This is a genomic window from Chryseobacterium taiwanense (genome assembly GCF_000813825.1).
Taxonomy (GTDB): domain Bacteria; phylum Bacteroidota; class Bacteroidia; order Flavobacteriales; family Weeksellaceae; genus Chryseobacterium; species Chryseobacterium taiwanense.
This window is the reverse complement of record NZ_JWTA01000008.1, coordinates 194,792-220,708: the sequence shown is the minus strand read 5'-3', so window position 1 is coordinate 220,708 and position 25,917 is coordinate 194,792. Positions and strand designations below refer to the sequence as shown.

Sequence of the window (25,917 nt, the reverse complement as noted above, 5' to 3'; positions counted from 1 at the left end):
TTCATATTATTTTATCAAACACCCCAATCACCCTAAAATTCATCGTCTCCTCATCCCTCAACACAATAGGCTCAAAAGATTGTGTAGATAATGGCTTCAAAGTAATTTCCTCATGATGCCACCCTTCATCATCTATAGTTTTTTTGCTTGTATACTCTTTTATGGTGTAGTTTGCACCAGTTTCACTATCAAAGATATCAGTACCTTCAACCAAAGTGATCAACCCATTACGACTGCCTGTTGTATATTTTTTAAATAAGCACAGACTATCATTGGGAATAACTTTGTTCATAGACTCTCCTACTACTTTGCAGACAAAGTATTCAGTGTGATTGGTGATGTTTTTTAATTCGATATATTTTACTTCTTCTACTGACTGCAAATCAGAAAATTGTCCTGCTGCAATCTCAAGATCATAATAAGGAACTGTAAATTCATTTGGAATATTAACTACAGTGTAGTTTCGCACCTCATCTTTAGAATTTTTAAATGACGGAATGATCTGTGCAAAATATTTTCTCAAATTAGGATTGCAGACATAGATAAATGTGCCTTCAATTCCTCGCAAAAGAATAGTTTTATAGATATTAATTACATAATCCAATAAATCCTCAGGATTGCTAATTGAGTTTTTACCGTTTTTATCCTTATAGTGTTCCTTGTATACAACCAATTGATTGGTCTCAAAATCATAATCTAATTCAGGACCAATAATAACTCCCGTATAATTTAAGTCGTAGCCCTGCGTAGTATGTATGCACCCTACCTCATTGATTGCATTTGGTGAATTCACCCAATCAGTAACGGTACTGTTCCATTGTAATGAGGTGTCATTGATCACGATATCAAATTTTGATCTGTCACTTTTAGAAATCCACTCCCAAGCAAACCCCGCAACCATTCTGGATAATCCTTTTTGCTTTTCTTTCAAATGAATCTGTTCGACCATCTCATTTAAATCATCAAATAATTTGAAATCGTAAAATCCTACATTTTGTCGATTTAGTTCTGTCAGCTCTCCTTTATCAAACAGCTGATGAACCAACTTCACATATTGATTACCACCTTTGACCCTGAATTGGGTAATTAGTTTTTCATTACGAGTACTAGGTAAATGTTTTAAAGCATAAAAACTCTCCGGAGTAGCGTCGGATGGTTTGATGGACTGAAACTGGTCGTAGAAAATAATTGATTTATCACTTTGTAATTGAATCCAGTCCAATTCGGAAGTAGTCATTTTATCCAATCCTAAAAGCTCACTGTTTTTATCAAAAGTTCCAAAATAAGAACCCAGATTAACTCTTCTTCTCAGACGATGCCCCTCATCTACTATGAGTAAATCATATTTCTGTTTGGTAATCTCTGAAGGTCCGATGACCATCTTTTGAGATAAGCCTTTGATATTCTTAAACACATTGGAAATTGTTTTTCTGAAAGAAGCCATAGGTATCACCAATGCCATATTCAAATCTCCATATTTTGCTTTGACATTTTGTAAAAGATGAAACAACTCTTCATCCTCTTCATCAAAATCAGAGTAATTAAAATCATTCAAATCTGTTTTTAAAAGCTTGAACAGAAAAATTGCCAGTATTGATTTACCAGTTCCTGCACCTCCTTCTATCAAACTCACTTTTGCTTTATCATCAAGAAGGCATTGGAGAATCATTTTGAGCCCCAAAATTTGTTCTCTTGATAATGACTTATATGGTGAATATTTGAATAAATCGGAATTATCTATGTAATCAAGAGAATGTCTGGCAATACCCAGGCTCCTTAGTTCAGTCCAAATATCTTTGAACTGTTCCCAATACACTTCTTTTTTCTGATAAAATTGGTGGTTAGAAATACCTAAGTTTCCGTTTTGCAGAGAATACACTCCGTCTGCAGAAATATATTTGATAAGATTTGATTCAACATCCAATGTTGCAGATTTATTGAACCTATCACTTAAAATTAAATTTACAGTACTTAATCTTTGTTTTTTTTTCGTTTTGAAATGTGTTTTTAATCTTGTAAGAACATCCGTTGTTTCTCCTACATATGCTTCCTTGGTTTTGTTTTCCTCTAAAAAATAAACCAGAGGCCAATTAAGAAATTCCCGATGATTTTCAATGATTGTAGATTCTAAAGTATGATCAAAAGAATATTGCTGTATAGAAAAGCTCATTTAAAAAATATTGATTCTACAATTCATTATATTTCGTTGCGTTCCCTTTTGATTTATCAACCGGATATTTTTCTGCATTTTTTCTGATTTTATCCTGAATAATTTCAATAATATTCAAATCATGTTTATCGGCTAAAAGAAAAGCGTACATGAGCACATCTGCCAATTCTTCTTTAAGTTTATCAATCTTAAAATCTTCATTGTTTTTCCACAAAAACAACTCTAAAAGTTCTGAAGCTTCAATAGATAATGCAACCGCCAAATCCTTCGAATTATGAAACTGCTCCCAATCTCTTTCATTTCTAAAGCGCACGATCTCTTTTATAAGTGTATTAAAATCATTCATATTTTATAATTTATGTATAATAAAACCTAAACTTTCAAACCTAATTAAACTGTTTTGACTAAAAATTGTACAGGCTAATCTTCATATTCAAAAACAATATTTTTAATAACGAAAATGGTTTAAGCAAAAGACAAAGACAATTCACTAGCCCATAATCATAGATAAGTTATTAGTTTTACCTCATTCAAATATAACAAAAAGGTAAATTTTATTTTATGGTTTCCCGTATTTTGCCACTATTTTTTTTATAAAAAATGAAGTTATTCTAATAACTAAAAAAATCTCCACCCTTTCGAGTAGAGATTACATTTAAATTAAAGTCAGACTTCCGAGATACGCACTGTTGCAGGCGAGCGTTTCTTTCGCGTTATGAAAGAAGACCCAGAGCTGAATTTCCTTTCCTGCATAATAAGCCGGAAGTGTGACATTTGCCGTTAACACACTCCTTTCCGCCACCGATTCGAAAATCTCAAAACTTCCCAGTTCTTCGCAGTAGCATACAGCATTGGTTAGGTCTGTGGCATCTGCATTGCCCTGTGCCGAATTATCTTCCCAGTTCAGGCTGATTCCGTTTCCGGCTTGCGGAGCGGCAGTTACATTTTGAAATCCTGCCAGATCGCCTTTGGTAATCAGTACCTTGTTGTAGATCAGCTCGGCAACATCTCCTACCATCTGTACTGCCTCATTAATGGTGTAGGAAACCGCCATATTCACTCTCGATTTGGAGCCGCTTCCCGATCCGAAATATTTGGTCTGGATATTTTTAACGGGCTGCAGAAAACTGATCACCAGTTTGAACTTTGTCTGTTGCAGAAGCTGTTTGTCACTGGGAGGTCTGCTGCTCGGTTTGGGCGTACTTCTGATGATATCTTGTCCGCGCCAGTTGGCTCCTACCACCGTTCCTACTTTTCCTGAGAATCCCCCAAGGATTCCTTTTGTTATTCTAGCCATTTGTTTGTGTTTTATGGATTAACTGAGACGAAGGTAGAGCGGAAATTCTCATTTTCAATCCCTTGTGAAAATAATGACCGGCTTTGACGTGTTTTGATTAGTTTTGACTGGTATTGCACCGCATTTCTTCGGGTCTTCTTCGGATCACCTTCGGGTCGGCTTCGGAAAAATGGTACTTTTTCCGAAGAACTTCCGAACAACAGTCGAAGGATTGTTGAAAAAAAATGATTGGATTCTAGATTTTTAATAGTGATTTTTGAAGCTTTTTAAATGTATACTCTTAATCATTCAAATAAAAAAAATGATCATTATATACAATTTCACATTCATTCTGCTGCCTTAATTGTTATGAAACTGTCATTCTGAATGTAACGCAGTGAAATGAAGAATCTAGGCTATCATAAGATTCTTCCTTCGTCAGAATGACAAGAGTTTAAAATTGTATAGAGTCGCCAAAAAATTTTATAGATAACCTTTTGAACCATTAAGAGAATTAAGAGAGTAAATAAATACAAATCCTATTTTTGCATTATCATAATACTGCCTGAAGATATTCTTAATTATCTTCAATCCTGCATATTTTTTACTGGTTTATACACAGTTCTAACGTCTGAACCTTTTGTGGTTCAAATAAAAAAATTCAGCTCCAAAAAATACTCTTATTTTTTGAGAATATCTTTGAAAAACGATTTGGGATAGAATATTTTCCGTCCGATTTTAACGTAGGGAATATTCTGAGATTTCCGGATCCGGAATAAGGTGCTGTCGCTGATGTTCAGAAGCCTTTTGACATCGGCGCTGTCATAGTACTGGGAATCGTGAGTCTGATTCTCCTTTAGGGTGTTTAAAATTTCTTCAAAGACTGCTAAAATGGTATTCAACAGTTCATCATCATACATAGATGTACCTGATCTCTTTTTCATATTGTGTTTTTTAAAATTAAAAGAATCAAGTTTTTGTGTTATATTTCAAACGAAAGAGAATTAAATTTATTGTATCAAAGTTCCGAACACAAAATGAAACAATCATTGATACTTTGCAAAAACAACGGATTATTGTTTCCCATTTATCAAACGACAGCAGAACAATCAATACCGGTTGGTTATATTTTTACCCATTATTAGATCTCTTCATTTATTTTTTATTAAAATTTCTCGGCAACTTAAGTTTTAAAAATATACTACAAAAGTGGTATTTTAAGATCTGCTGTATTAGAGTAATTTAGTGTAAAACTAAAGCTATGAAAAAACTACTGTTCCTTTGTCTCGTTGTAGCAGGACTATATCCTGCACAGGATATTTTACTTTCGGATATTAATCCTTCAAATTTTAATCAGGATTTTTCTGAGTATAACCAAGAAACGGCATTATTCTGTGCACAGATTTCCGAAGTTTCTTATTGGGACGAGCGCAATATCGAAATTCTGAAACAACAGGTAAATCAAACGTATCCCGAAAGCCCGGTAAGTTATCAATTAATTGATGACTCCTATGGGATTCACCATAATCAAGCGCTATTATGGGCAAATAAAAACTTTATGATCGTTGCTTTTAGGGGCACCGAACCTTCCATCCTTAAAGATTGGCTTACGGACTCGAAATATTGGAATTATCAAAATGCGGATGGTTATGATGAAGAATTATCATATATCCCTGCCGGACATGGGGGCTTTAGAAAGTCTCTAATCCGTTTAATGAAAGAGAAAAATTTAGTTGAGGAAATAAAAAAGAAAATTAACGAGGCGAATCCGCAAGCTGATATAAAAACTTTTCCTATTTACTTAACCGGGCATTCTCTAGGTGCAGCATTATCACAATTATTTATTGTTCCACTGCAATATAACCAGCTAAATTTTAAAGGAGCCTATCATTTTGCACCACCATTAGCTGTTACCTGCAAGATGAATACAGAATTACGAGAAAAATATGGTTCAGTTATTTATGATATTGTAAACTACAAAGACTATGTACCAAGAGCCGGACGTAATGGTACTGCTCATTTTGGGAAATTTTATCGCATCTGTAATGATGGTTTGGTTTATAAAGAGCAGGAAGCTTATGTGAAGTTCAGTCTCTCTGAATATTTCAACGAATTTAAACTTCATGCCTTGAAGAGCCATATTGACCTACTGAGAAAAAAAGAGAATATTACAACGTTGATCAATCAAAGATCTGAAGGGAAAGGTCATTTTCCCTGTATGGAACTTAAAGGAAAGGTGAGAAAATTGTGCCCGTAATGATGTCATCAGTAAGTGCTTGGCTTATATTCTAAATAATATGCCTTACAAAATGTGGGGCTATTATTTGTTTTAAAGTAATAACCTTCAGTATTAAAATCTTTAAAATAATTAAACTATAACTGAAAAACAAATCGCAGAAATTGGAAGCGTTTTGACTTATCAAAACTCTACATTTTAAAGGGAATTGTATATCTTTGAGGCTCCTTAAAAACGCTAAAAAATAACATGAAAAAACTCCTGGTTTCTTTATCAATTTTACTTTCATTCGGTATACAAGCACAAAGTGAACAATGTAATCTTCAGCAGTCCAAATTTATTTCCGCTACAACGGTAGACAAAGAAGATCTCATTTGTATTGCAAAAAATTCTCAAAAGCCTTATACCATTTTTTATACCCTTGCTTCCTGGTGCGGACCTTGCCGACTGCATTTACCCGACACTTTAGATCTGGAAAAAACAGGAATGGTAGATGTATTTGTTTTGTTGGTAGAGGCTGAACAGGATCAACGAATCAACAATGCCATCGACTTTATTAAGTACACGGATGAAAAAGTAAAATATGTGGTCTTAAAAGATGAACTCTACGGAACAAAAGTAGGAAAACGAAATAGAAAATTCGTTACCGAAATTACTCCACCCAATTTTGAAAACATCGATGACTATTCAAAAGTTATCCTCATGGATAAAAGCGGTAACACAGTCTACGTAAGCAATTGGAAAGACTATAATAAGGATTGGAAAAATTCAAAGAAAATGTATGAAAACAAGATTATTCCTTTGTTAAAATAATCAGTGAACAATTTAGTTCAACATTTTCAAGAAAATTAGCAACATTCCTCACTGTACCTTCAAGAACCAATGACAGAGATATTCCCGACGATCAACAGTACGATTTCCCCCAATGCAGTTTGCAAGCTTGTTCAACAACAATATGGACTCAGCGAAATATCAGAATACAGCATCATTCGATTGGCGATGAATCATTTATACAGGGTACAAGATGGTGAAACCAGCTACGTTTTCAGAGTGTACACTCACAACTGGCGTACTGAATTGGAAATTGAAGAAGAAATACGGCTTTTAACCCACTTAAAAGAAGATGGCAGACCGGTTGCCTATCCCATTGCGGATCTATTCAACAAGTATATTCAGGAAATCCAAGCACCTGAAGGAAAAAGATTTGGAGTGTTATTCTCCTTTGCAAAAGGTAAAAAGGCAGCAAAGTTCTCGCCGGAAACCAGCTTTCTCATTGGTCAGGCATTAGCCAAAGTTCATCAGTCGACAGAAAATTTTGAACTGAAAAGAATCTCCTACGATACTCAGAACCTGCTTACCAATCCGGTTTTGAGAACAAAAGAATTTTACAGTACGAATGTTGATGAAATTGAATTTTTAGAAAAACTGTCTTCCTATTTACTTCCAAAACTCGAAAATATTGATCCTCTAAAAACAAGATTCGGAAGTGTGCATCTGGATGCCTGGTTTGATAATTTACACATTGACGATAAGGAAGGGATCACATTTTTTGATTTTGATTTTTGCGGCAACGGCTATTTATGTTTTGATATTTCTTATTTCCTGTTCCAGTTGCTTGCCACCCATCTGAACGAAGAGGAATATCAAATAAAAGTAGAAAGCTTTATGAAAGGTTATGAATCCGTAACCGAACTCAGTAATGAAGAAAAGGAATATATCCCTTTTGTCTCTTTAGCAATCATCACCTATTATATAGCGGTTCAGTGTGACAGGTTTGAGTATTGGACCAATATATTTTTGAATGAAGACCATTTAAAAAGAATGGTTGGAAACCTGAAACGCTGGATGGCTTACCATAAGATTGAAATTGAATAAAACCACCGTAATTACGCGGTGGTTTACTCTATAATATTACCTAAAACTTCAAAATCATATTTATTGGATGAAACTATAAAGAGGAGTAATCAATATAATCTTTTGAGAACTTAACTCTTCTCTCTTCCAATGTACTTTTGATTTTTTTAGATTTCTCTTCTGGTAAAATTTCAATAACTTCGTTTTTAGAATTTAAAATAATATTCCAGTAATCCGTACTGTAAGAAAAAGGAGCTTTTGCTACATTAAAGTTTTCATATGGTACTTCCATACCTTTAAATGCATAGTCTAATACATCGTATTTATTTAATGATTTATCAACTATCATTTTATAACCATGAATTGAATATACATTAGAATAGTTGAAACTTTGCAATAATTGAGGATTTATGAAATAAAAACTTATACTTAAATCTTTATTATCATTATCACGAATTTTCGCACCTATTACAATAATGTTTTTTTTACTATCAATTGTATTTTTTTCATTTTTATATTTTATATAACATTCAATCATAGGGATTATAACAGTTTTTGTTTCTTTGTAACTCTGACTTTTACAGGATATTGCTAATAAGAAAAGCAAAAGAAAACTAACTGTACATAACTTATTCATATTTTATTATTTATTTGGACCAACATACATTGCTTTTTTATCATCATATTTTATGTATCCATTACCTCCTGGTTTGGATATTTCCACGATGAAAAGACATGAAAACTTTTAAAGATACCACTATTTGATTTAGCTACTCCTATGTCACCAACAATTCTCTCAAACTGAGGGATTGCCCCCACCTCTAAAACTTGCATTAAAGTTACTCGTGGCAATATTTGAACCTAAAGGATGTGAATGATCAAAGTCAATACCTGAAGCTTGATTCATAATATGAAATGGTTTTTCTCCTAAATTTAGGTATGGTAGGATGTACTACAAGCCTAATTAAAACACTTTCTACCTCTAATTTTTTGTAATAAAACTCTATCTAAAAATATTAAAACGAGCCTTCTTATATAAATGGACATGAAATAAGAGTAGTTCCGTTTGTTCTGACTTTATTCTTTTTTTAAGATCTAAAACTTTCTATTAAAGACATCAATGTCTATTTCAACGCCCAAAATGCCCAGTTCATCTATTTAATAGATGATCAGTCATTAGATATACAATATGTTTGTAACCTAATTACTTAAAAAAATATAATGAAAACACTATCAAATTTTAGCAAAAAAGCAATCATTGCACTTGCGGTAATAATGTCTTTAGCACCAGGTGTATCGTCATTACAGGCACAGCAAATTTCAGAAGGGAAAGAGAGTCCTATTGATACTTCAGCCAGTTCTCAATTTCAAAATACAAAAAAGATTAGGGCAGGTCTGCTTGATGTAGGATATGCAGAGGTTGGGCCAAAAACCGGAAAACCCGTCATATTGCTTCACGGATGGCCGTATGATATCCATAGTTTCGAAAAATCTTCCGTACTGCTAGCTGCAAAAGGATATCGGGTATTGGTTCCCTATCTTAGAGGTTACGGAACCACTACTTTTGTATCTCCGAAAACCATTCGCAACGGTCAACAATCTGCTGTGGCACTCGACATTATTGCCTTCATGGATGCCTTAAAAATAGATAAAGCCATTATTGGTGGTTTTGACTGGGGGGCAAGAACCGCTGATATTATGGCTGTTCTATGGCCGGAGCGTGTATCGGCACTAGTAGCCGTGAGCGGATACCTGATCGGAAGTCCAAAGGCAAATGAAAATCCGCTTCCGCCCAATGCAGAATTCTTATGGTGGTATCAATATTATTTTGCAACGGAAAGGGGATATAAAGGTTATAAGAATAATACAGAAGCTTTTAACAAGCTGATCTGGAAAACCGCATCGCCCAAATGGTCATTTGATGAAGAAACCTACCAACGTTCTGCCAAAGCATTTAACAATCCTGATCATGTGGATCTTGTTATTCATAATTACCGTTGGCGTCTTGGATTAGCTCCTGGAGAAAAACAATATGACGAGCTGGAAGCCCAACTTGCAAAATCACCAGACATCAAGGTACCTACGGTTACCCTTGAAGGTGATGCCAATGGAGCTGCATTTCCGCTTCCTGAAAATTATGCTTCTAAATATAAAGGAAAATATGTACATCATACTTTAACAGGAGGAATAGGGCACAACTTACCGCAGGAGGCTCCAAAGGAATTTGCAGATGCTGTTATTGAGGCAGATTCTTTGTCCAGATAATGTAAATAGATAGAAAAAAGCTGCCTTATAAAAAGGCAGCTTCAAAGATTTTATAGTCTAACAATATTATTTTTTAGCCTTTACATCTACAGCAATTTCGATGTCTTTGCTGATCATCCATTCTGCAGGATCTGCTTCAGAAGTTCCGAATTTGATTCCCCAGTCTGCTCTGTTTACTGTAAATTTAGCCTGAATCGCTGCAGTACCTTCTGCAACATCTACTTTAGCCGGGAATGTAACGTTCATTGTTTTTCCTGATAAAGTAAGGTTTCCGCTTACTGTTTTGTTAGCTCCAGCTACAGCATCTTTCGGTGCTTCTTTAAGATCTGTTACGCTAGTGATTTTAAAATCAGAAGTTGGATTTTTTGCTGTATCGAAGAAGTCAGGGTTTTTCAAGTGCGCTTCAAGGTCAGCCGGTTTTTTATCTTTTTCAGTTACTGAAGCAGGATCTACTTTGATAGAGTTCATATCGATCACAAAGTTTCCAGCTGCTACAGTACCGTTTTCAACGCTTAGGTCACCAGATTTTACGGTAAGAGTTCCCCAACGAGGAGCCATTCCTCCTTTGTGGAATGCTTTCCAGTTTACTACAGAAGCTACTGTATCTACTGCCAATACTTCTCCTTTGCTTTCTGCTACTGTCTGTTCTGTTCCCGTAGCTGCTGCTTCTGCTGATTTTTCTTTGTTACAAGATGCTGCAAGCAATCCTACTCCTACTAATGCAATTACACTAAGTTTTTTCATATTATTTTATTGTTTAAAAAGTTTGTTCTAAATATAAGCAAAATCAAATAGCCAGAAAGGGTTTCATTCTCTTCTCTATTTGAGGATCCAAAGATAAAGAGATAAAAAGGTAAGTTTTATTACCATACATCAATAAATGCAGCCAATTGTTTTTATTTTTCAACATCCATCACTGAAATTACTAATAAACCTCTCCTATTTTTAATAATATTTTAATATACTTTTAAGGTACTGACATTGTATTCGAGTCTTAAATCATGTACTTTTATGTTTAAATATTTCCAACAAATATTGAAGTTGATATGTCAAAGAAACTCATCTCTTTTTTGTTTATTTTACTAGCACTGGGTAATTTTCAGGCACAGGATAAGGCAGAGAAAGCTTTAGAAATATTTTCGGAAAAATATCCTCAGGAAAAGATTCATCTGGTTTTTAATAAAAACAGCTTTGTTGCCGGAGAAAATCTTTGGTTTAAATCTTTTGTTTTTAATGGGTATGAACTTTCGGCAATTTCTACGTCTTTATTTGTAGAATTATATGACAGCAATAAAACGCAGATCAGCAAAAAAATCCTTCCTTTAATTAACGGAAAAGGCAACGGCAATCTTACGCTCCCTGACAATTTAAAAGAAGGAATCTATTATGTCCGGGCTTATACAACATGGATGACCAATTTCAGTGAAGATTTTCAGACCTTACGACCTATTGTGGTGTATAATCCTTCTTCTCCTCAAAAACTGGTCATCAACGATAATTCTCAATGGACAGCCGCTGCATTTCCGGAAAGCGGAACTTTTATAGACGGAATTGCCACCAAATTCGCCGTTAGACTGCAGTCGAAAGGGATTACTCCTTCTGAATGGAGCGGCTATGTAGTGGATATGGAAAAACCTGAGGTGAAAATTACCTCTTTTAAAGGATTTGATCAGAATGTCGGAGCCTTTTCATTAACTCCAACAACAGGAAAAAAATACCAGCTTATTGTCACCGATTCTAAAGGGAATAAACAAACCGTAAATTTACCTCCTGTAGCTGATTCCGGAATCCATCTTCAGGTGACAAGTACTAATGAAGCGATAAAATTTTCTTTACAATCAAAAAATATTGCCCCGGGAACGGTATATAAAGTGATTGCTATGATCAACAATCAGTTGGTTTTCAAAGTGAAGTCGGGAAAAATTCTGGAACAGACCTATACTATCCCTGCCAACCAGCTCATTAATGGAATATTACAACTTACGGTATTTGATGATAAGGAAAATGTTCTGGCTCACCGACTTTGTTTTGTACAGCCCGATCTTTTGAATATTAAAAAACCTACCCTTCAGTCTTTATCTCTCGATCCATCGCCTAGAGCTTCCAATTCGTTTACCATTGCTCAGAATGCTGAAAATGATGGGTATACTGTGCTTGTGCTCGATGGAAATTCTGAAAGTTCAGAAGATGAAAATAGTTTACTGAGTACTTTATGGCTTACTGGTGATATCCGTTCAAAAATCTACAGACCTTCTCAATATTTTACTCCCAACCGTAATTCGGAAGCATTTGATGCTCTTTTACTAACCGAAACCTGGAAAAGATTTGATTGGAAAACTCTATTATCAGGAACCTACCCGATCATAAGCTCGCAACCTCAACCTTATATTTCTTATAAAGGAAAGGTAAGCATTCAGGGGAAACCTGCAGCAAATACTGCTATGAATCTCTTGTTCAGTATGCCGGATAAAGGGACAAAGCTGTATCAGGTAAAAACAGATGCCAACGGATTCTTTACTTTAAGAGGTTTGATATTTGAAGATTCTATTAAGTTTTCTTATCAACTGAATGATCCTAAAATTCCTAAAGAACAGGTTCAAGTCATCTTTCAGCCCGATTATTCTTTTGTTTCTTTGAAAGGCAATTTACCGGGAAGTCATTATACTTTGGTACAGCGTACGAATAACGATCAACCTACCGATCAGGTCAAAAGATATGTGACCACAAAAAATAATCAGAGTTCGATTAACGAAAAAGCAACCCTCATTGAAGAAGTAAAGCTACAAGCGGTAAAAAAAGATAAAACAAAAGAGCTTAATGAAAAGCTAAGCGGTCCTTTATTCCAAAGCGCTAATGAAACCATTTTTGATTTTGTGAACGACAATACCAATACCGCTCAGGGATCTATGAATATCCTGCAATGGCTACAGGGAAGAGTGGCAGGATTAACCCTTGAAATGGATATGGGAAATTATGTTCCGAAATTAAGAGGCAGTACGGTAAACATCTATTTAGATGAAATGAAGATTGATCCTTCACAGGTAAGCACGGTTTCAACAGCGGATATTGCTATGGTAAAAGTGATGAAAGATTATTTCTTAGGTGGTTCCGGCGGCGGTGGCGGAGCTATTGCGATCTATACCCGCAGAGGAGGAATTTCAGGTTCTGCCAACAATGCTGATCTTCCTTCAAAATTAAAACAGATCACCCTGAACGGCTTCGACAAAGAAGTTCCTTTTGTAAGCCCAATATATGGCAACGACAATTTCAATAGTATTTCGCAGGATGTACGAACTACACTTTACTGGAACTCTTCCTTAAAAACAGATCCTAAAGAACCTGCAAAAATACAGTTCTTCAATAATGATGATGCTAAGAGCTATAAAGTGATTATTATGGGGTTTGATGATAGAGATTATGCTCCTGTTTATTATAATGAGGCTGTTAAGTAAGAGTTATTGGTGAGAGGTGAGAAGAGTAGTGTTTTTTTGTTATAATCTACTTGAAAAAACATTATCTCTACTTAATTGTAGCTTTATAAACGTCTGGTATTATATATGAACTTTTAAATTGTATATTTTTACATTTATTTTCTTCATACCATTTTAGCCAATTCTTTAAATCTTCTTTAAATATACCAATAGGATAAGTTCTAGCGTAATTCATAATACTTTCGACCGATACTGGTGCATAATTTGAAATGAAAATTACTGATTTTCTAAATGTCGAGTCTTGTGAAAGAGTAATACTATTTTCGACGTATTTGATATGGTAAAAAAATATTTCTTTAAATTCTAAGTTTTCATGACAATCTATTTTTTGACCAAAACTTTTTAAAGAAAAAAGCATTAAAATCAATAGGAATAATATTTTTTTCATTATTATGGTTATTTATAGCTAAGATTTCCGTCAGTTATACGCTAATCAAATCACTAATAGTTATTTTTTCAAGAGCTTCTACTCTGACATGAGTATTTTTAGTGTAGCTAAGGCGTACATTCCCAAATGCTGTGCGTATAGTTGTAAATATACTTATTATTTTTAGGAATAATTTATCACTAAGTCAGATACACGAGGAATATTCTTTAGCCATTTGCATATGTTTTCTCTTCAAAAATAAACAGGAGTAGGTGGGATCCCCACTCTTGTTATAAGATTATCTTTTTTAATGAATTCTAAAAATCAATGATTTAATTTTTATTAAATTTCTTAAAATAATTTTCATAATTTTCTGGAAAGGTATATAGTAACTTCGATTTTTTATCAAAAATTAATGTGATATTAAATGGATCATAATTTAAGCCTTTTATAGAATTTTCATTAAGATTTTGATAAGAAATAGGAGTAAGCAAAGAATTAAAAATCTTTAAAGAATCTTGCGATACAATAGGAATTCCTTTATAAGAATATATTTTTTCATAATTTAATCCATCTGTCGCTTTACTATCCATAATTGTAATACCAATGCCAAATTTTCCATTTTTATAAAATGCTGTATCTCTGACATTCATAGATGTTAAAATTATAAAGTTATATTTAATTCTATTTTTACTAGAAACTTCTAAAACTGTATCTAAAATATATTCCGCTTCTTTTCTATTAAGTTGAGATTTACAACTCAATAAGAAGTTGGCTAAAAAAATTAATAATATTATTCTTTTCATTTTTTTGTTTTCCCTTTATAAATTGCGTTTTTATCATCATACTGAACATATCCTCTTCCCACACTTTTAACTAAACTAGGACTATACAAATATCTCGTCAAACCATTAGTTTGTGGGTTTCCCTTATCTCCTCCTTTCCCATGAAAAGGATTAATTCCATAACTTGGTTGTCCGTTTGGAAATAATACTGCAAAGCCAGAAGGAGCATAATCACCAATACTTGGATGAGAATGTACATTTTCAGTATGTGTTCCATCTTTTAAAACATGACCTCCAAAAGCGTATGGAGCTAACATTTGTCCAGCGCTTACACTTTGATTGACAGAATGGCTAGTACCAATTATACTAGTACTATACCCATCGGTAAAATTAAATGTATCTTGGGCAAATTCTACTGTTGTATGTTCCGCCGCAAATTCAAAGAATTGAGTAGCAACATCTTAATTCTGTATTTGTAAATAGCTATATATTGAACTCACACTGTCTTCTCTACCATCACTTGCAGGAAGCTCAAAATGCACTGGTTTCACTTCCCCAATCTGCGAATTTCCTTTAGGATTTTGTTCTGTTATATTTATATGTGCAATAAAACATCTATTAAACTCTTTTATTTAGTATATTATCAATAAACGAGAATCATTTAGATTACTCGTTATTTATTTCATACAAAATTTAATTAGCAATATAAAAATATCTAGTACATAGGTATATAAACTTCTACATCCCAGTAACCATTATCTTTTTTAAATGCCCTATAAAATCCTTTACTTGCACTTACCCAATCACGATCTCTAAGTTGTACTGTACCTACTGAAAAAAAATAAGCCTCTTTTTTATTTTTAAAATAAATAGGACTATAATAATTTTTCAAAATAGCCATGCTTTTATCTTTATAAATAAAAGTAGATAGTTTTTCTTTGGTTAATTGAGTAACAATAGAATCCATTTTAGTCAAATCAAACGATTTAACAGAAGACATTTTTCTAATTTTCTCATCTAAAGTTTTATGCTCAATATTCATATAATTTCTATATTCATCAGGAATCCCTAAAGAAAATTCACTACTATTTAACTGTTGACCAGCTAATACTTCCCCATAAATCAAATATTCATCTTTCGTTAATTCTTGTGAAAACAAAAAATTAAAACTTATTACGCATAAAAATAATATAATTTTCATAAGCTATACCTTTGTAAAAGATAGGGTTGATCTTTTAATGTTACTATAAACGAGTAATCATTTAGATTACTCGCTATTTATTTCATACAAAATTTAATTAGAAATATAAAAATATCTAGTACATAGGTATATAAACTTCTACATCCCAGTAACCATTATCTTTTTTAAATGCCCTATAAAATCCTTTATCTGCACTTACCCAATCACGATCTTTAAACTGTACTGTACCTACTGAAAAAAAATATGCTTCTCTTTTATTTTTAAAATAAATAGGACTACAGTATTCCTTAAAAATAGCTATACTTTTATCTTTATAAATAAAAGTAGATAACTTTTCCTTGGTTAATTGAGTAACAATAGATTCCAATTTACTTAGATCTAATGATTTAACAGAAGATATTTTTCTAATTTTTTCATCTAAAGTTTTATGCTCAATATTCATATAATTTTTATATTCATCAGGAATCCCTAAAGAAAATTCACCACTGTTTAACTGTTGGCCTGCTAAATGCTCCCCATAAATCAAATATTCATCTTTCGTTAATTCTTGTGAAAACAAAAAATTAAAACTTATTACGCATAAAAAAAATATAACTTTCATAAAATTACCATTTGTTTAGAAAATAATTAGGATTTGTTTTGTACATAAAATGGAGAATATCACCGTTCCTTTGTAAAAGTTCGACACCTTTAGTATCAATATTATCGGGAACATAATGTAATTCAAAAATATAAGCCCTGTATTCCATGATAGCATCTCTAAATCTTTTGTCGTCTCCTGCATAACGAACTATCGAACTATGTATACTTTGGGAGATATCCCATGCATGCCATGTTTCGTGAATAATATCAATACCTAACTGCAAATAACTTGTAAAAGAATCTTTTCCAAAAGTCATTGTTCCAATATTAGAATCAGGTTCATAAGGAGCAGTCACAGGGTTCTTTTCCAATAAATTAACAATTACTTCAAAGCTCCCACTTGTTTTGTAAAGATATTCTAGTTCAGGCACTTGTTTTATAAACTTCATAATTGACTCTTTATCCTTACCTGGTATACCTTCTTCATCAACCCCTGCCTTTTCAAGCCAGTCTGTAATAATTCCCTCTTTAGACAGCATAGGATTTTCTAAATTCATCAAACTACGTAAGCCTCCGCCTCCGCCTTGACCATCATTACCTAAACCTGTATTTACAATCATCATTCCACTGTCGCTATTCTGGAACATATGAAAATCATAACTCCTTGAACCTCCATTTCCTGTTACACTTGATACAGACCCACTAAAATAAAACTGCCAATAGGCTGTTTGTGCTTCCTGCCCAGTGAAAGTTTGCACTGATCTTCCATCAGGATCTACAAATCGTATCGGATTATTATTCCCGTAATGATAGGGAGTAAATCTTCTTGATTGTTCTGCTAATGGATCTATTACACCCCATCTTCCGATGTCAGACATATACATCCTTGCATCGTAATCATTCCAGCCCGTTTCTTCCTGTAATTCTTTACCATTGTACTGGTATTTATAAGCAGGATTTCCTACTCCTATGGCAGGTCTTTGTTTTAACCCAAAAGGATAGTAGTTGTTTTCTTCAAGAGCTTCTGCGCTGCCATTGGTTTATAAACAAGAGTAGGTGAATACCTACCCTTGTCTTAAGACTATTTTTAAATAGATACTGAAAATCAATGTTTTAAATTTTAAAAACATTCATCACGAACTCTGAAACATCACAAGAAGCAGGGATCAACACTTCTGACAAATTACCCTACTTCAATGGTTTTAATGTTATTGAATTAACCATTTTATTATTGTCTTCTAATATCTTAGTAATAATTTCTTCGTAATTTTTATAATATTTATATTCATATAAATCCATATTTCTAGCATTTACAGTAAAGTCATTAATGACTTGATCTCTATTTCCTTCAAGTGGTAAAATTTTATACGTATTATTTTTTACCAATAAAAGATTACATGTTGTATGAGAGATATTTAAGCGAAGTACATATATTCCATCATTATTGTTAAAATCGGCATTAGTTATGATATTTTTAATTTCGCTTAATTCTTTAAAATTACTTTTCAAGCTTTTTATATGATTATTATTAATTTCTTTTTTACTGTCATAAAATAAAATTATTTTTTCATTTAAAGAATCTTTATAAGAATTTGTATGATTACACGAATAAATGAATGATAATGTTATAACAAATAATAATTTCATTATCTTTTTTAATTTTTCCATTGGTTGAGAATTGTTTGTTCTATTTGATCAGGTTTAACTTCAGATTGTGATCCGTATAATAAATAGTTGGCTGGATCTGCAGCATGTCCTAACTCATGTCCGATATTAGCACTTATTGCACCATTTCTATCTGCTTTATGATATAATTGTTGTACATTATTTAACATACCTTGTTTACCCGCTAAATAATATGATTTTAATAATGCTTTATAAGAGTCGACTCTGCCTTCATAGATTACAATATCAGCACATAAGACTTTTCCTGTAGAGTCTCTGGTTAATTGTGTATTTCCCATTGTAAATTGACTTGTTCCAGCTGATGGTCCTTCACCAGATAATAAGCTAATAGTAGTTGGAATTATAGAATTAATTAATTTATCAAATTGAGCACTTCCCTCTGCTGTTTTTAACATCCAAGCAGCAATTTTTTTATCATCTTTAGATGCATATTTTGTAAAACCACCTTTCCCACTATTAGCCTTAGGGTCATATATTAACTCCCCATTTGTATTCCTCCAGTCATCAGAACTAAACTGAGCAAAATCAAACTGTGAAAAATCAACGCCTCCTGACGTATTAATAGATGCCATTAATTCTTCATAAGTAGGGAGCGATGCTCCTCCTCCTCCACCTTGACCATCATTACCTAAACCTGTATTTACAATCATCATTCCGCTGTCGCTATTCTGGAACATATGAAAATCATAACCCCTTGAACCTCCATTTCCTGTTACACTTGATACAGACATACTGTTATAAAACTGCCAATACGCTGTCTGTGCTTCCTGCCCAGTGAATGTTTGTGTTGATCTTCCATCAGGATCTACAAATCGTATCGGATTATTATTCCCGTAATGATACGGTGTAAATCTTCTGGATTGTTCTGCTAATGGATCTATTACCCCCCATCTTCCGATGTCGGACATATACATCCTCGCACCATAATCATTCCAACCTGTTTCCTGTTGCAGTTCTTTACCGTTGTATTGGTATTTATAGGCAGGATTACTTACTCCTATTGTTGGTGTTTGTTGTTTTAACCCAAAAGGATAGTAATTGTTTTCTTCAAGAGCTTCTGCGCCGTTTCTATTGAAACCTATTCAAAAAAAAGTGGTATTAGCATTGAATACCACTTTCATTTGTATTTTATTAGAAATAATTAATATATTTTTTCAACACTAACAAAAGAAGTAAGTAAATAATTAATTCATTTCTCCTTCGGATACACTTAATATACTCCACCATTCTGGATGTCCGGTAATTCGTTTAAAGGTATATATCATGTATTTCTTTTTTGTTGAATTTACAAAAGAAATAACAGCTAACTCTTCATTAACAATGTAATCTCCTAATAGTACATAATTCTTTTCTTTAGGAATAGTATTAATAATTTTGATGGTTTGTACTCCAGATTTTGATTGATTTTTGAATTCCTTTCCAGTAGAAAATATTTTATTATTTTGATCTACTATTATTATTTTATTACTATTGATAAAACTACTTAAGGAATAAAATAATGTATCACCTTCAAAGAATGAATTCAAACCCTTATATTGTGATTTTGCCACAGAAAATGGAGCTAAACACAAAAATAACGTAAATATTAATATGGCTTTTTTCATAATTTATTTATTAAAAATTTTGTATAAAGTATTAAAATTTTGTTTTATATAAGCATTAAATGCATTTGAGGGAACGCCAGGATCTCCAATTTTTTGTGTCCAACTTCCTGTCAGTTTGCGTTCAAAATAATCACCAGGATCACCACCTAGTTTTTTTGTACGAAATGAAGAATTTGTTTCAGCAGATACTCCCCAATGATTAATTTCATGCCCTATAAAACCTGCCATTTGAACGATGTTGGTAATTCCTTCAATGGTTGTAGTATCCTTATTTGCTGTTTTAAACCAATTAAGTGTATTTATATCCATTCGTATTAAATTTATCGGTTGTCTTGGATTTGAGCCATAAGGATAATCCGCGATTGAAAATGAAGTAGCTTCCTTAAAACCCATTAATGCAAAATCTGTATCACTTTTAAACATTTTAATGAGTTCTTCCATAGAAAATCCTGAAGTATCACTTAGAACACTCATAAACTTTGTATCATTTATTATTTTAGGTAAAGTATTCATCACAAAATCATAAAATTCAGGATAATTTTCCTTATAAAATTTTTCTGCATCCTTATGAAACTGAAAATTTGGAGAAAATCCGCCGCCCCCTCCGCCTTGACCATCATTACCTAAACCTGTATTTACAATCATCATTCCGCTGTCGCTATTCTGGAACATATGAAAATCATAACTCCTTGAACCCCCATTTCCTGTTACACTTGATACAGACCCGCTAAAATAAAACTGCCAATAGGCTGTTTGTGCTTCCTGCCCAGTGAAAGTTTGCACTGATCTTCCATCAGGATCTACAAATCGTATCGGGTTGTTATTGCCATAATGATACGGCGTAAATCTTCTGGATTGTTCTGCTAATGGATCTATTACACCCCATCTTCCGATGTCAGACATATACATCCTAGCCCCATAGTCATTCCATCCCGTTTCTTGTTGCAGTTCTTTACCGTTGTACTGATATTTATAAGCAGGATTACTTACTCCTATTGTTGGTGTTTGCTGTTTTAATCCAAAAGGATAGTAACTGTTTTCTTCAAGAGCTTCTGCGCTGCCACTGGTTGTATTTCGGGTGTAACTAAGACGCACATTCCCCAAATGGTCGGTATAGCTGTAAATATACTTATTATTTTCAAAATTATAATAGCCCTCTGAAGTTGGAACGAACCTCAGAACTGAGTTCACTAAAAATGAGTCTTCTGTCTCATACTGGAAACCGTCGAGGTAGTCGGTAAGCTTATAGGCTTCTGTAGAGCTTTTTACAATTCCGTAGGTATAAAGCTTTTTCAGTTTTACCCCATCTGCACGGTAGGAATATTGAGTGGTGATATTTCGGGTATCTTCTAATCCGAAAAAACCGTCTCTTACCAGATAGGTTTGATTGAAAGTAATATTTTTTGGAAGGTTCAACAGATTATAATCAATCTGTAATATTCCTTTATCAATATGATCTTTCATATTTCCGTTGTCATCATACGCAATGGTATTTCCTGAGATATCGGGATAACCTGCATAGTTCTGGGAACTGTCGGTTACGCTCTGAAGCCTGTTTCCTGAATAGAGGTACGTGAGATCATCAATCTGCTCTTTAATGCCATTACCGTTTTTATAATTTCGCTGAAGATCAGTAATGTTTCCATTGGCATCATAATTCATGGTTTCATTAAAAAAATCAGTTTGAGGAGCCGTTATTCCTGGTTCCTTGTATAATCCTGCTAATAATCTGTTGTACTGATCATATCGGTAGCTGTATTTTTTCAGGGTATTATCACCGGTACTTTTCCAAATCATTTCGGTGATATTCCCATTGTAATTGGCAGGCGCCACTGAAGCATCGGAAGTAGAAGCAAATTTCAACTCGTAGCCAAAAAGCTTCCCATTCAAATTGGAAGGGTCATTAACCTTGGTGACCGTTCCTCTAATGTCGTAAGTATATTCAATATCCTGAAGACCATTCCCTACTGATTTTTTGGAAACCTGCCCAAGTTCGTTGTATGTATATTCCGCAAGAAGCTCTTCGTTGTTTCCGTTGACCTGATGGTAGTGCTGTCTTACTCTGTACTGATCGTCATAGGTAAACCTTTCTTTGATAACGGTTTCATTACTTGCATTTGTTTTTTTATGGAAAGTATTGGCACGCAATACCGCTCCTGAAAAATCAAGCTCTTTTTCGGTATTGGTGTAGCCTCCCAAATAGTTTATATTTCGGCTTCCGACAGGTCTCAGCAAGGCATCATACCAGATATGGGAAGCAGACCAGCTGTCATCATCCAGATTTTTGACATAGGATGAAGTCGGCATCGATTTCAGGTTCCTCATACTATTGACTCCATTACTGGAAAATGACTGCGTAGTATTTTTCATATAAAACGCTAATACTTCCGTAAGTAAAGGATAGTTACCACCTCCCAACCCGTTAAAAGGATAGGTATCGTAATAATTAACTGAATAAGGAGTAAATACTGCAGAAGGATAAGCGGTATTGGTATAAAAGATCTCCTGCCCGTTCAGGGTAAAAGCAGTCGTACTTCTGCTTTCATTATTCAGTTCTTTTGCATTGGCATTACTTTGCTCCTGCAATCTTGTACTTCCTGTAAACTGCCCGCTATACACTACCCTTCCATATTTATCGTAACGGGTAAACAGCCATGTGTTAGGATGAGCAGGATTATTTCTCATATTGGTATCCTGAGAGGCTACCAAACGGTTCTGACGGTCATAGACCATATATTCCCAGCCTTTGCCCGGCAGTTTCTTTTCTACGAGCCTGAATTTATTATCATACACATATCGGTAGCAGAGATCATCCAGAATCTGACCTGTTACGGTATTGCCGTTTGCTGTGATCTGCTGATCGGCTTTTGGAGAGATCACAAAAGCAAGCTGTCCGTAACTATTATATATGTAATAGGTATCCAGCTTATCGGCTCCTTCTCCTTTTCTCAATAAGATGGTTTTCCCTTCAGCATTCTTAAAGTCTGTAGTGATGTTTCCATTTTCATCGGTTACTCTGTTCTTAGAAAGCTGATTGGCATTATAATAAGAAATATTATTAATATTGGTGGTAAGGGTAGCATTACTCCAAGACATCGAGGTGTTGTATTTCTTTACCTGATCCCCTGTTATATTGGTGAGATACTGCATCTTATTGGTATGACCTGTTGACATCGCCCATTCTGTTCCGGGACCGGCAACTTCGAGTACTCTTGCTAAGGGAGAGCTTTCCAGCTTCTGGTCGGAAAATGCATTAGCTACTCCGTAATAAGTGTTTACGGTATTTTCATCTGTGCCATGACCGGAATTGCTAGTTGTCACTGGAACGGGTAACAAAGTTTTGGTAGCCCTTCCCTGATGGTCATACACTATGGGCACGACCAAATCTTTTCCCAGAGGGGTTGCTTTTACCTGAATGACTTCTTTAGCTCTTCCCAAGCCGTCAAAATACTGTACGGTTTCTGTTGTTTTACTTCCGTCCGCAGAAAGATATACTTTCGTAGAAACATAATTTTCGCCGGCTGTTGGTGTCTGTGCCCAAATGCTTTGTGCTACAAACAACAAAAGGAATATAATTAATTTTTTCATGATGATGGTTATTGTTTGTAGTTATACTGATATTCTTTTATGATGTTTCCGTTGACATCTACTGTTTTTTGGAGTCTGTTGTAAGCATCATATTTGTAAAGCTCCATGATTCCGTTAGGCGGTATAGTCGTTGTAATTCCTATTAATGGATTATGGGTATAACATGTCACCATAAAATTCTGAAGGGCGGTATCATTTTTAAAGGTATTCAATGCATCAATGAGAGCCAGCTCTTTTGCTTCTTCTGTTGCAACTAAGGCATCGGCATCTTCGTTGGAAGCATTTACGATAGCGGTAATAAGTGCCGTAGGAATATCTGAAAACTTAGCGCCTTCTATTTTCGCAATAGGCAATGTCTTATTATACCCATAAATAATGGTTGTCGGTACTCCTGTAGAGCCTACTTCCGGAAATGCAGTATACTGAACAGGGTTTCCTTTATCATCATAAAGATCATACGAGATATTTTTCACCGACTGCGAAAGATCATCCGGCAAAAAGCTTATCTGAGAGGTAGGATAAAAATGGGTAGTATCTTCATACAGGGTTTTACCCTTGGCAATCACCACACCGTTTTTCTTGGTCTCAGAAGTAATAATCCTGTCTCTTACATTGGCAATCCAAAGCCGAAGATCACTTGCTTTGGAGTAGGTGTAATTCTCTTCCACTACATCTCCATCGGGAGTGGTGGTCTTTTTGTTGATGATATTAAGATCTTTTGTATCTCTGGTAGATTCTGCGGTCGTAGAAATCTGACCTGATCCTGTAAATGAAGTGGAAAGATTCACCTGTTTTCTGATCACCGAATTTTTTACCTGTGTAGTGGAAGAATAATTATTGAGCAGATAAAAGCCTCCTATAGGATAATATTCAAACGTATTTTCTTCCTGTGCTACCTTTGTATTGGCTGCATCATACACTTCTCTTTTCTCTAAAAGCCCATACCTTTGGATATTGTAATGTGCAAGATTATCCCCGGTAAAATTACCGTCCGCATCTACATTTTCAGGAACGTCTTCCAGTCTTTTAAAATAATATTGTGTGCGACCTTTATTGGTTCCTACCGTTTCTGTTACGTTTTTATAAACAATCGGATTGTCCCCCTCCAGATTGTAGAGCCTTCCGCTTGTCAGGTTGTTATTATCAAACAGCTGATAAGAGTAGTTTCTTGTTTCGGTAGGTATCACCACATCATGATCCAGAAATTCAATCTTTTTTATACGGACTCCGTTTCCTGTACTGTAATTAGGTAAAGGAAGAGATTTATAACGTATTCTTTTCACGTTCACCGTTCCTGCTCCTCCAGTTCCTATGAACTGATAGGTATTGGAACCCGGCATAAAGATCTCGTTTCCTGCATTGTCATAGATTCCTGAAACCAATTTTACATCTGCAGTGGGAGTCATACTCGGATCCCATGCGGGGCTATCGGTATACAAGACATCCACATTCACACAGTACATCAGATAGCTGGCTCCCTGTGCATCGTCCGGATTGGCACTCAGCTGGAACGTGCCACTGTAGCCGTTATGACTGTCGAAACTAAAGGTTCCTACATCTTCCAGAATCTGAGCATCGCGATCCCCTAAAGTATAAGGTGGGATATAATTGGTACTCCAATCAAATTCTAAAGGATCATAGATATTGGTCTTCTTCATCCCATAGGTATTGGGTTCAAATTCATACCGGGTCTTCCCTCCTGTAGGATACTGTATGGTACTGAGTAGGCCGATCCCCAGATATTTAGGATTTTCATCTTCATTAGGTAAGCAATTGCATGCCAGATAGGACCAATAATTCTGACTAAAAGAACTTGTGTTGTATTCGAAACTGGTTTGCTCAAAGAGATCACCTGTACCATATTTTCTTACTGAACGCAGGATTCTTTTATCATACAATGAGTTATCATAGCTCTCCGCACCGCAGGAAGAAATACTGAGATCATGGTATGTATAGGTTCCTATATCATTCTGAAGGGTATATTTCTGAATGGTTTTTCCGGCTTTGTTTTTCAGATCAACACGTTGAAGCCAAAAAGGGTCAGACATCTTCGTACGTAAATCGGTATCCAGATTGTACGTCAATTCAATGGAGCCGTAATCCGGCGAAGTGATCTTGCTTAGCTTCAGACTTTTTACTCTTATTAGTGACGCGGGATTCAGAAGATAATTATCTTCAATATAATCAAATGTTAAAATATCAGCCTGCTGCACATCTTTCACCTTAGATAAATAATAGGCAGAGGTATAATAGGTAGGGGGAGACTGGCTTCCCGAATAAGCTCTATCTGCCTTATCAAATAAAAACTCATTTCCTGACGGGTCTATGATCTTAAAGCTGTTGCTGCTCTCTGTATAGGTAATCTGGAGTTTATCGTACGTAAGAGGAAGAACGGTCTTCACTCCCTCATCATTAGGTTTTAGCAAAAACTTTCCACTCCTGCCCATAAAGTTATAATAATAAGCTTCTGTAGGAATACCGTTATAAGGATTGGTTTCCCTGTATATCAAACAGCTTCCCCCATATAAAGACCATCCTGAACCCACATCGGTAGCTTTGTTTTTCTTGAACGAGTTATTGGGATGATAGGAAATTCCGATATTAATCCCTAACGAAGAACTGCGAGCCGATAATGAAAAAAATGGGATATTGATATCCGGGATCCCTGTAGATAAAGAAACAGGGGCATTCACAAAACTGGTGACTGAAGCTGCCGAAGGTGCAGACATATAACTTTCTCCACTCTGAGAAAACAATGAACCAGAACATAAAATGAAGGTCAGTAATGGTATATAATTTATTTTTTTCATCA

20 protein-coding genes and 2 pseudogenes are annotated in these 25,917 nt (G+C 34.6%); 5 read left to right on the top strand and 17 right to left on the bottom strand.

From position 1 onward, the window contains the following. Position 1: 1 nt before the first annotated feature. The 4 genes from RM51_RS11565 to RM51_RS11550 all read right to left on the bottom strand — a co-directional run bounded on the left by RM51_RS11565 (position 2) and on the right by RM51_RS11550 (position 4,390). A complete protein-coding gene (locus RM51_RS11565) occupies positions 2-2,170 on the bottom strand; it encodes a DNA/RNA helicase domain-containing protein (protein ID WP_039369340.1) in 2,169 nt (722 codons plus the stop codon). Positions 2,171-2,186: 16 nt separating this feature from the next. After that, on the bottom strand, positions 2,187-2,516 hold the full coding sequence (locus RM51_RS11560) for a nucleotide pyrophosphohydrolase (protein ID WP_039369337.1): 330 nt from the start codon (positions 2,514-2,516) through the stop codon (positions 2,187-2,189). A gap of 309 nt (positions 2,517-2,825) precedes the next feature. After that, entirely contained in the window at positions 2,826-3,467 is a 642-nt protein-coding gene (locus RM51_RS11555) for a DUF6266 family protein (protein ID WP_039369334.1), read from the bottom strand. 659 nt (positions 3,468-4,126) lie between these two features. Further along, entirely contained in the window at positions 4,127-4,390 is a 264-nt protein-coding gene (locus RM51_RS11550; RefSeq protein WP_052248486.1) for a helix-turn-helix domain-containing protein, read from the bottom strand. A gap of 317 nt (positions 4,391-4,707) precedes the next feature. On the opposite strand from RM51_RS11550, the gene RM51_RS11545 reads away from it, so the two are divergent. The 3 genes from RM51_RS11545 (at position 4,708) to RM51_RS11535 (ending at position 7,557) form a co-directional block, all read left to right on the top strand. After that, positions 4,708-5,703 (top strand): lipase family protein, encoded by a 996-nt coding sequence (locus RM51_RS11545; RefSeq protein ID WP_039369331.1) that lies wholly within the window; start codon positions 4,708-4,710, stop codon positions 5,701-5,703. 228 nt (positions 5,704-5,931) lie between these two features. Further along, positions 5,932-6,495, top strand: coding sequence for a thioredoxin domain-containing protein (locus tag RM51_RS11540; protein WP_039369328.1), 564 nt, complete (start codon positions 5,932-5,934; stop codon positions 6,493-6,495). A 69-nt stretch (positions 6,496-6,564) separates the two neighbouring features. Further along, complete coding sequence (locus RM51_RS11535) at positions 6,565-7,557, top strand: phosphotransferase enzyme family protein (protein ID WP_039369325.1); 993 nt, start codon at positions 6,565-6,567, stop codon at positions 7,555-7,557. Between the two features lie 73 nt (positions 7,558-7,630). Here the strand turns inward: RM51_RS11535 and RM51_RS11530 are convergent, their stop codons facing one another. Next, complete coding sequence (locus RM51_RS11530; RefSeq protein ID WP_131667075.1) at positions 7,631-8,173, bottom strand: hypothetical protein; 543 nt, start codon at positions 8,171-8,173, stop codon at positions 7,631-7,633. A gap of 584 nt (positions 8,174-8,757) precedes the next feature. On the opposite strand from RM51_RS11530, the gene RM51_RS11525 reads away from it, so the two are divergent. After that, positions 8,758-9,801, top strand: a complete 1,044-nt coding sequence (locus RM51_RS11525; RefSeq protein ID WP_039369319.1) for an alpha/beta fold hydrolase — start codon at positions 8,758-8,760, stop codon at positions 9,799-9,801. 66 nt (positions 9,802-9,867) lie between these two features. On the opposite strand, the gene RM51_RS11520 is transcribed toward RM51_RS11525, so the two are convergent. Next, complete coding sequence (locus RM51_RS11520; protein WP_039369316.1) at positions 9,868-10,545, bottom strand: YceI family protein; 678 nt, start codon at positions 10,543-10,545, stop codon at positions 9,868-9,870. A gap of 302 nt (positions 10,546-10,847) precedes the next feature. Between RM51_RS11520 and RM51_RS11515 the strand changes: the two genes are divergently transcribed. Continuing rightward, positions 10,848-13,253, top strand: coding sequence for a hypothetical protein (locus RM51_RS11515; RefSeq protein ID WP_039369315.1), 2,406 nt, complete (start codon positions 10,848-10,850; stop codon positions 13,251-13,253). 67 nt (positions 13,254-13,320) lie between these two features. On the opposite strand, the gene RM51_RS11510 is transcribed toward RM51_RS11515, so the two are convergent. The 11 genes and pseudogenes from RM51_RS11510 to RM51_RS11460 all read right to left on the bottom strand — a co-directional run bounded on the left by RM51_RS11510 (position 13,321) and on the right by RM51_RS11460 (position 25,915). Continuing rightward, the gene (locus tag RM51_RS11510; protein ID WP_039369313.1) at positions 13,321-13,680 is read right to left on the bottom strand and encodes a hypothetical protein; all 360 of its coding nucleotides are present in this window, start codon (positions 13,678-13,680) and stop codon (positions 13,321-13,323) included. 311 nt (positions 13,681-13,991) lie between these two features. After that, positions 13,992-14,465 carry a hypothetical protein gene (locus RM51_RS11505; RefSeq protein WP_039369310.1) on the bottom strand — a complete coding sequence of 158 codons (474 nt, stop codon included), beginning with the start codon at positions 14,463-14,465 and terminating at the stop codon, positions 13,992-13,994. Continuing rightward, a pseudogene (locus tag RM51_RS11500) lies at positions 14,462-14,887 on the bottom strand (JAB-like toxin 1 domain-containing protein); the annotation flags it as partial. The gene RM51_RS11505 and the pseudogene RM51_RS11500, both read right to left, overlap by 4 nt. A gap of 272 nt (positions 14,888-15,159) precedes the next feature. Continuing rightward, positions 15,160-15,645, bottom strand: a complete 486-nt coding sequence (locus tag RM51_RS11495) for a hypothetical protein (protein WP_039369304.1) — start codon at positions 15,643-15,645, stop codon at positions 15,160-15,162. 115 nt (positions 15,646-15,760) lie between these two features. Continuing rightward, positions 15,761-16,246: a hypothetical protein gene (locus tag RM51_RS11490; protein WP_039369301.1), complete on the bottom strand. Its 486-nt coding sequence runs from the start codon at positions 16,244-16,246 to the stop codon at positions 15,761-15,763. 4 nt (positions 16,247-16,250) lie between these two features. Next, positions 16,251-17,219: pseudogene (locus RM51_RS11485) on the bottom strand (RHS repeat domain-containing protein); the annotation flags it as partial. Positions 17,220-17,415: 196 nt separating this feature from the next. Continuing rightward, on the bottom strand, positions 17,416-17,895 hold the full coding sequence (locus tag RM51_RS11480; protein ID WP_039369295.1) for a hypothetical protein: 480 nt from the start codon (positions 17,893-17,895) through the stop codon (positions 17,416-17,418). Continuing rightward, positions 17,883-18,995 carry an RHS repeat-associated core domain-containing protein gene (locus RM51_RS19690; RefSeq protein WP_084111095.1) on the bottom strand — a complete coding sequence of 371 codons (1,113 nt, stop codon included), beginning with the start codon at positions 18,993-18,995 and terminating at the stop codon, positions 17,883-17,885. The genes RM51_RS11480 and RM51_RS19690 overlap by 13 nt, the downstream gene beginning before the upstream one ends. A gap of 102 nt (positions 18,996-19,097) precedes the next feature. Continuing rightward, positions 19,098-19,517 (bottom strand): hypothetical protein, encoded by a 420-nt coding sequence (locus RM51_RS11470; protein ID WP_039369289.1) that lies wholly within the window; start codon positions 19,515-19,517, stop codon positions 19,098-19,100. A 3-nt stretch (positions 19,518-19,520) separates the two neighbouring features. After that, entirely contained in the window at positions 19,521-23,105 is a 3,585-nt protein-coding gene (locus tag RM51_RS11465) for a DUF6443 domain-containing protein (protein ID WP_052248485.1), read from the bottom strand. An 8-nt stretch (positions 23,106-23,113) separates the two neighbouring features. After that, positions 23,114-25,915 carry a hypothetical protein gene (locus tag RM51_RS11460; RefSeq protein ID WP_165585002.1) on the bottom strand — a complete coding sequence of 934 codons (2,802 nt, stop codon included), beginning with the start codon at positions 25,913-25,915 and terminating at the stop codon, positions 23,114-23,116. Positions 25,916-25,917 lie beyond the last annotated feature (2 nt).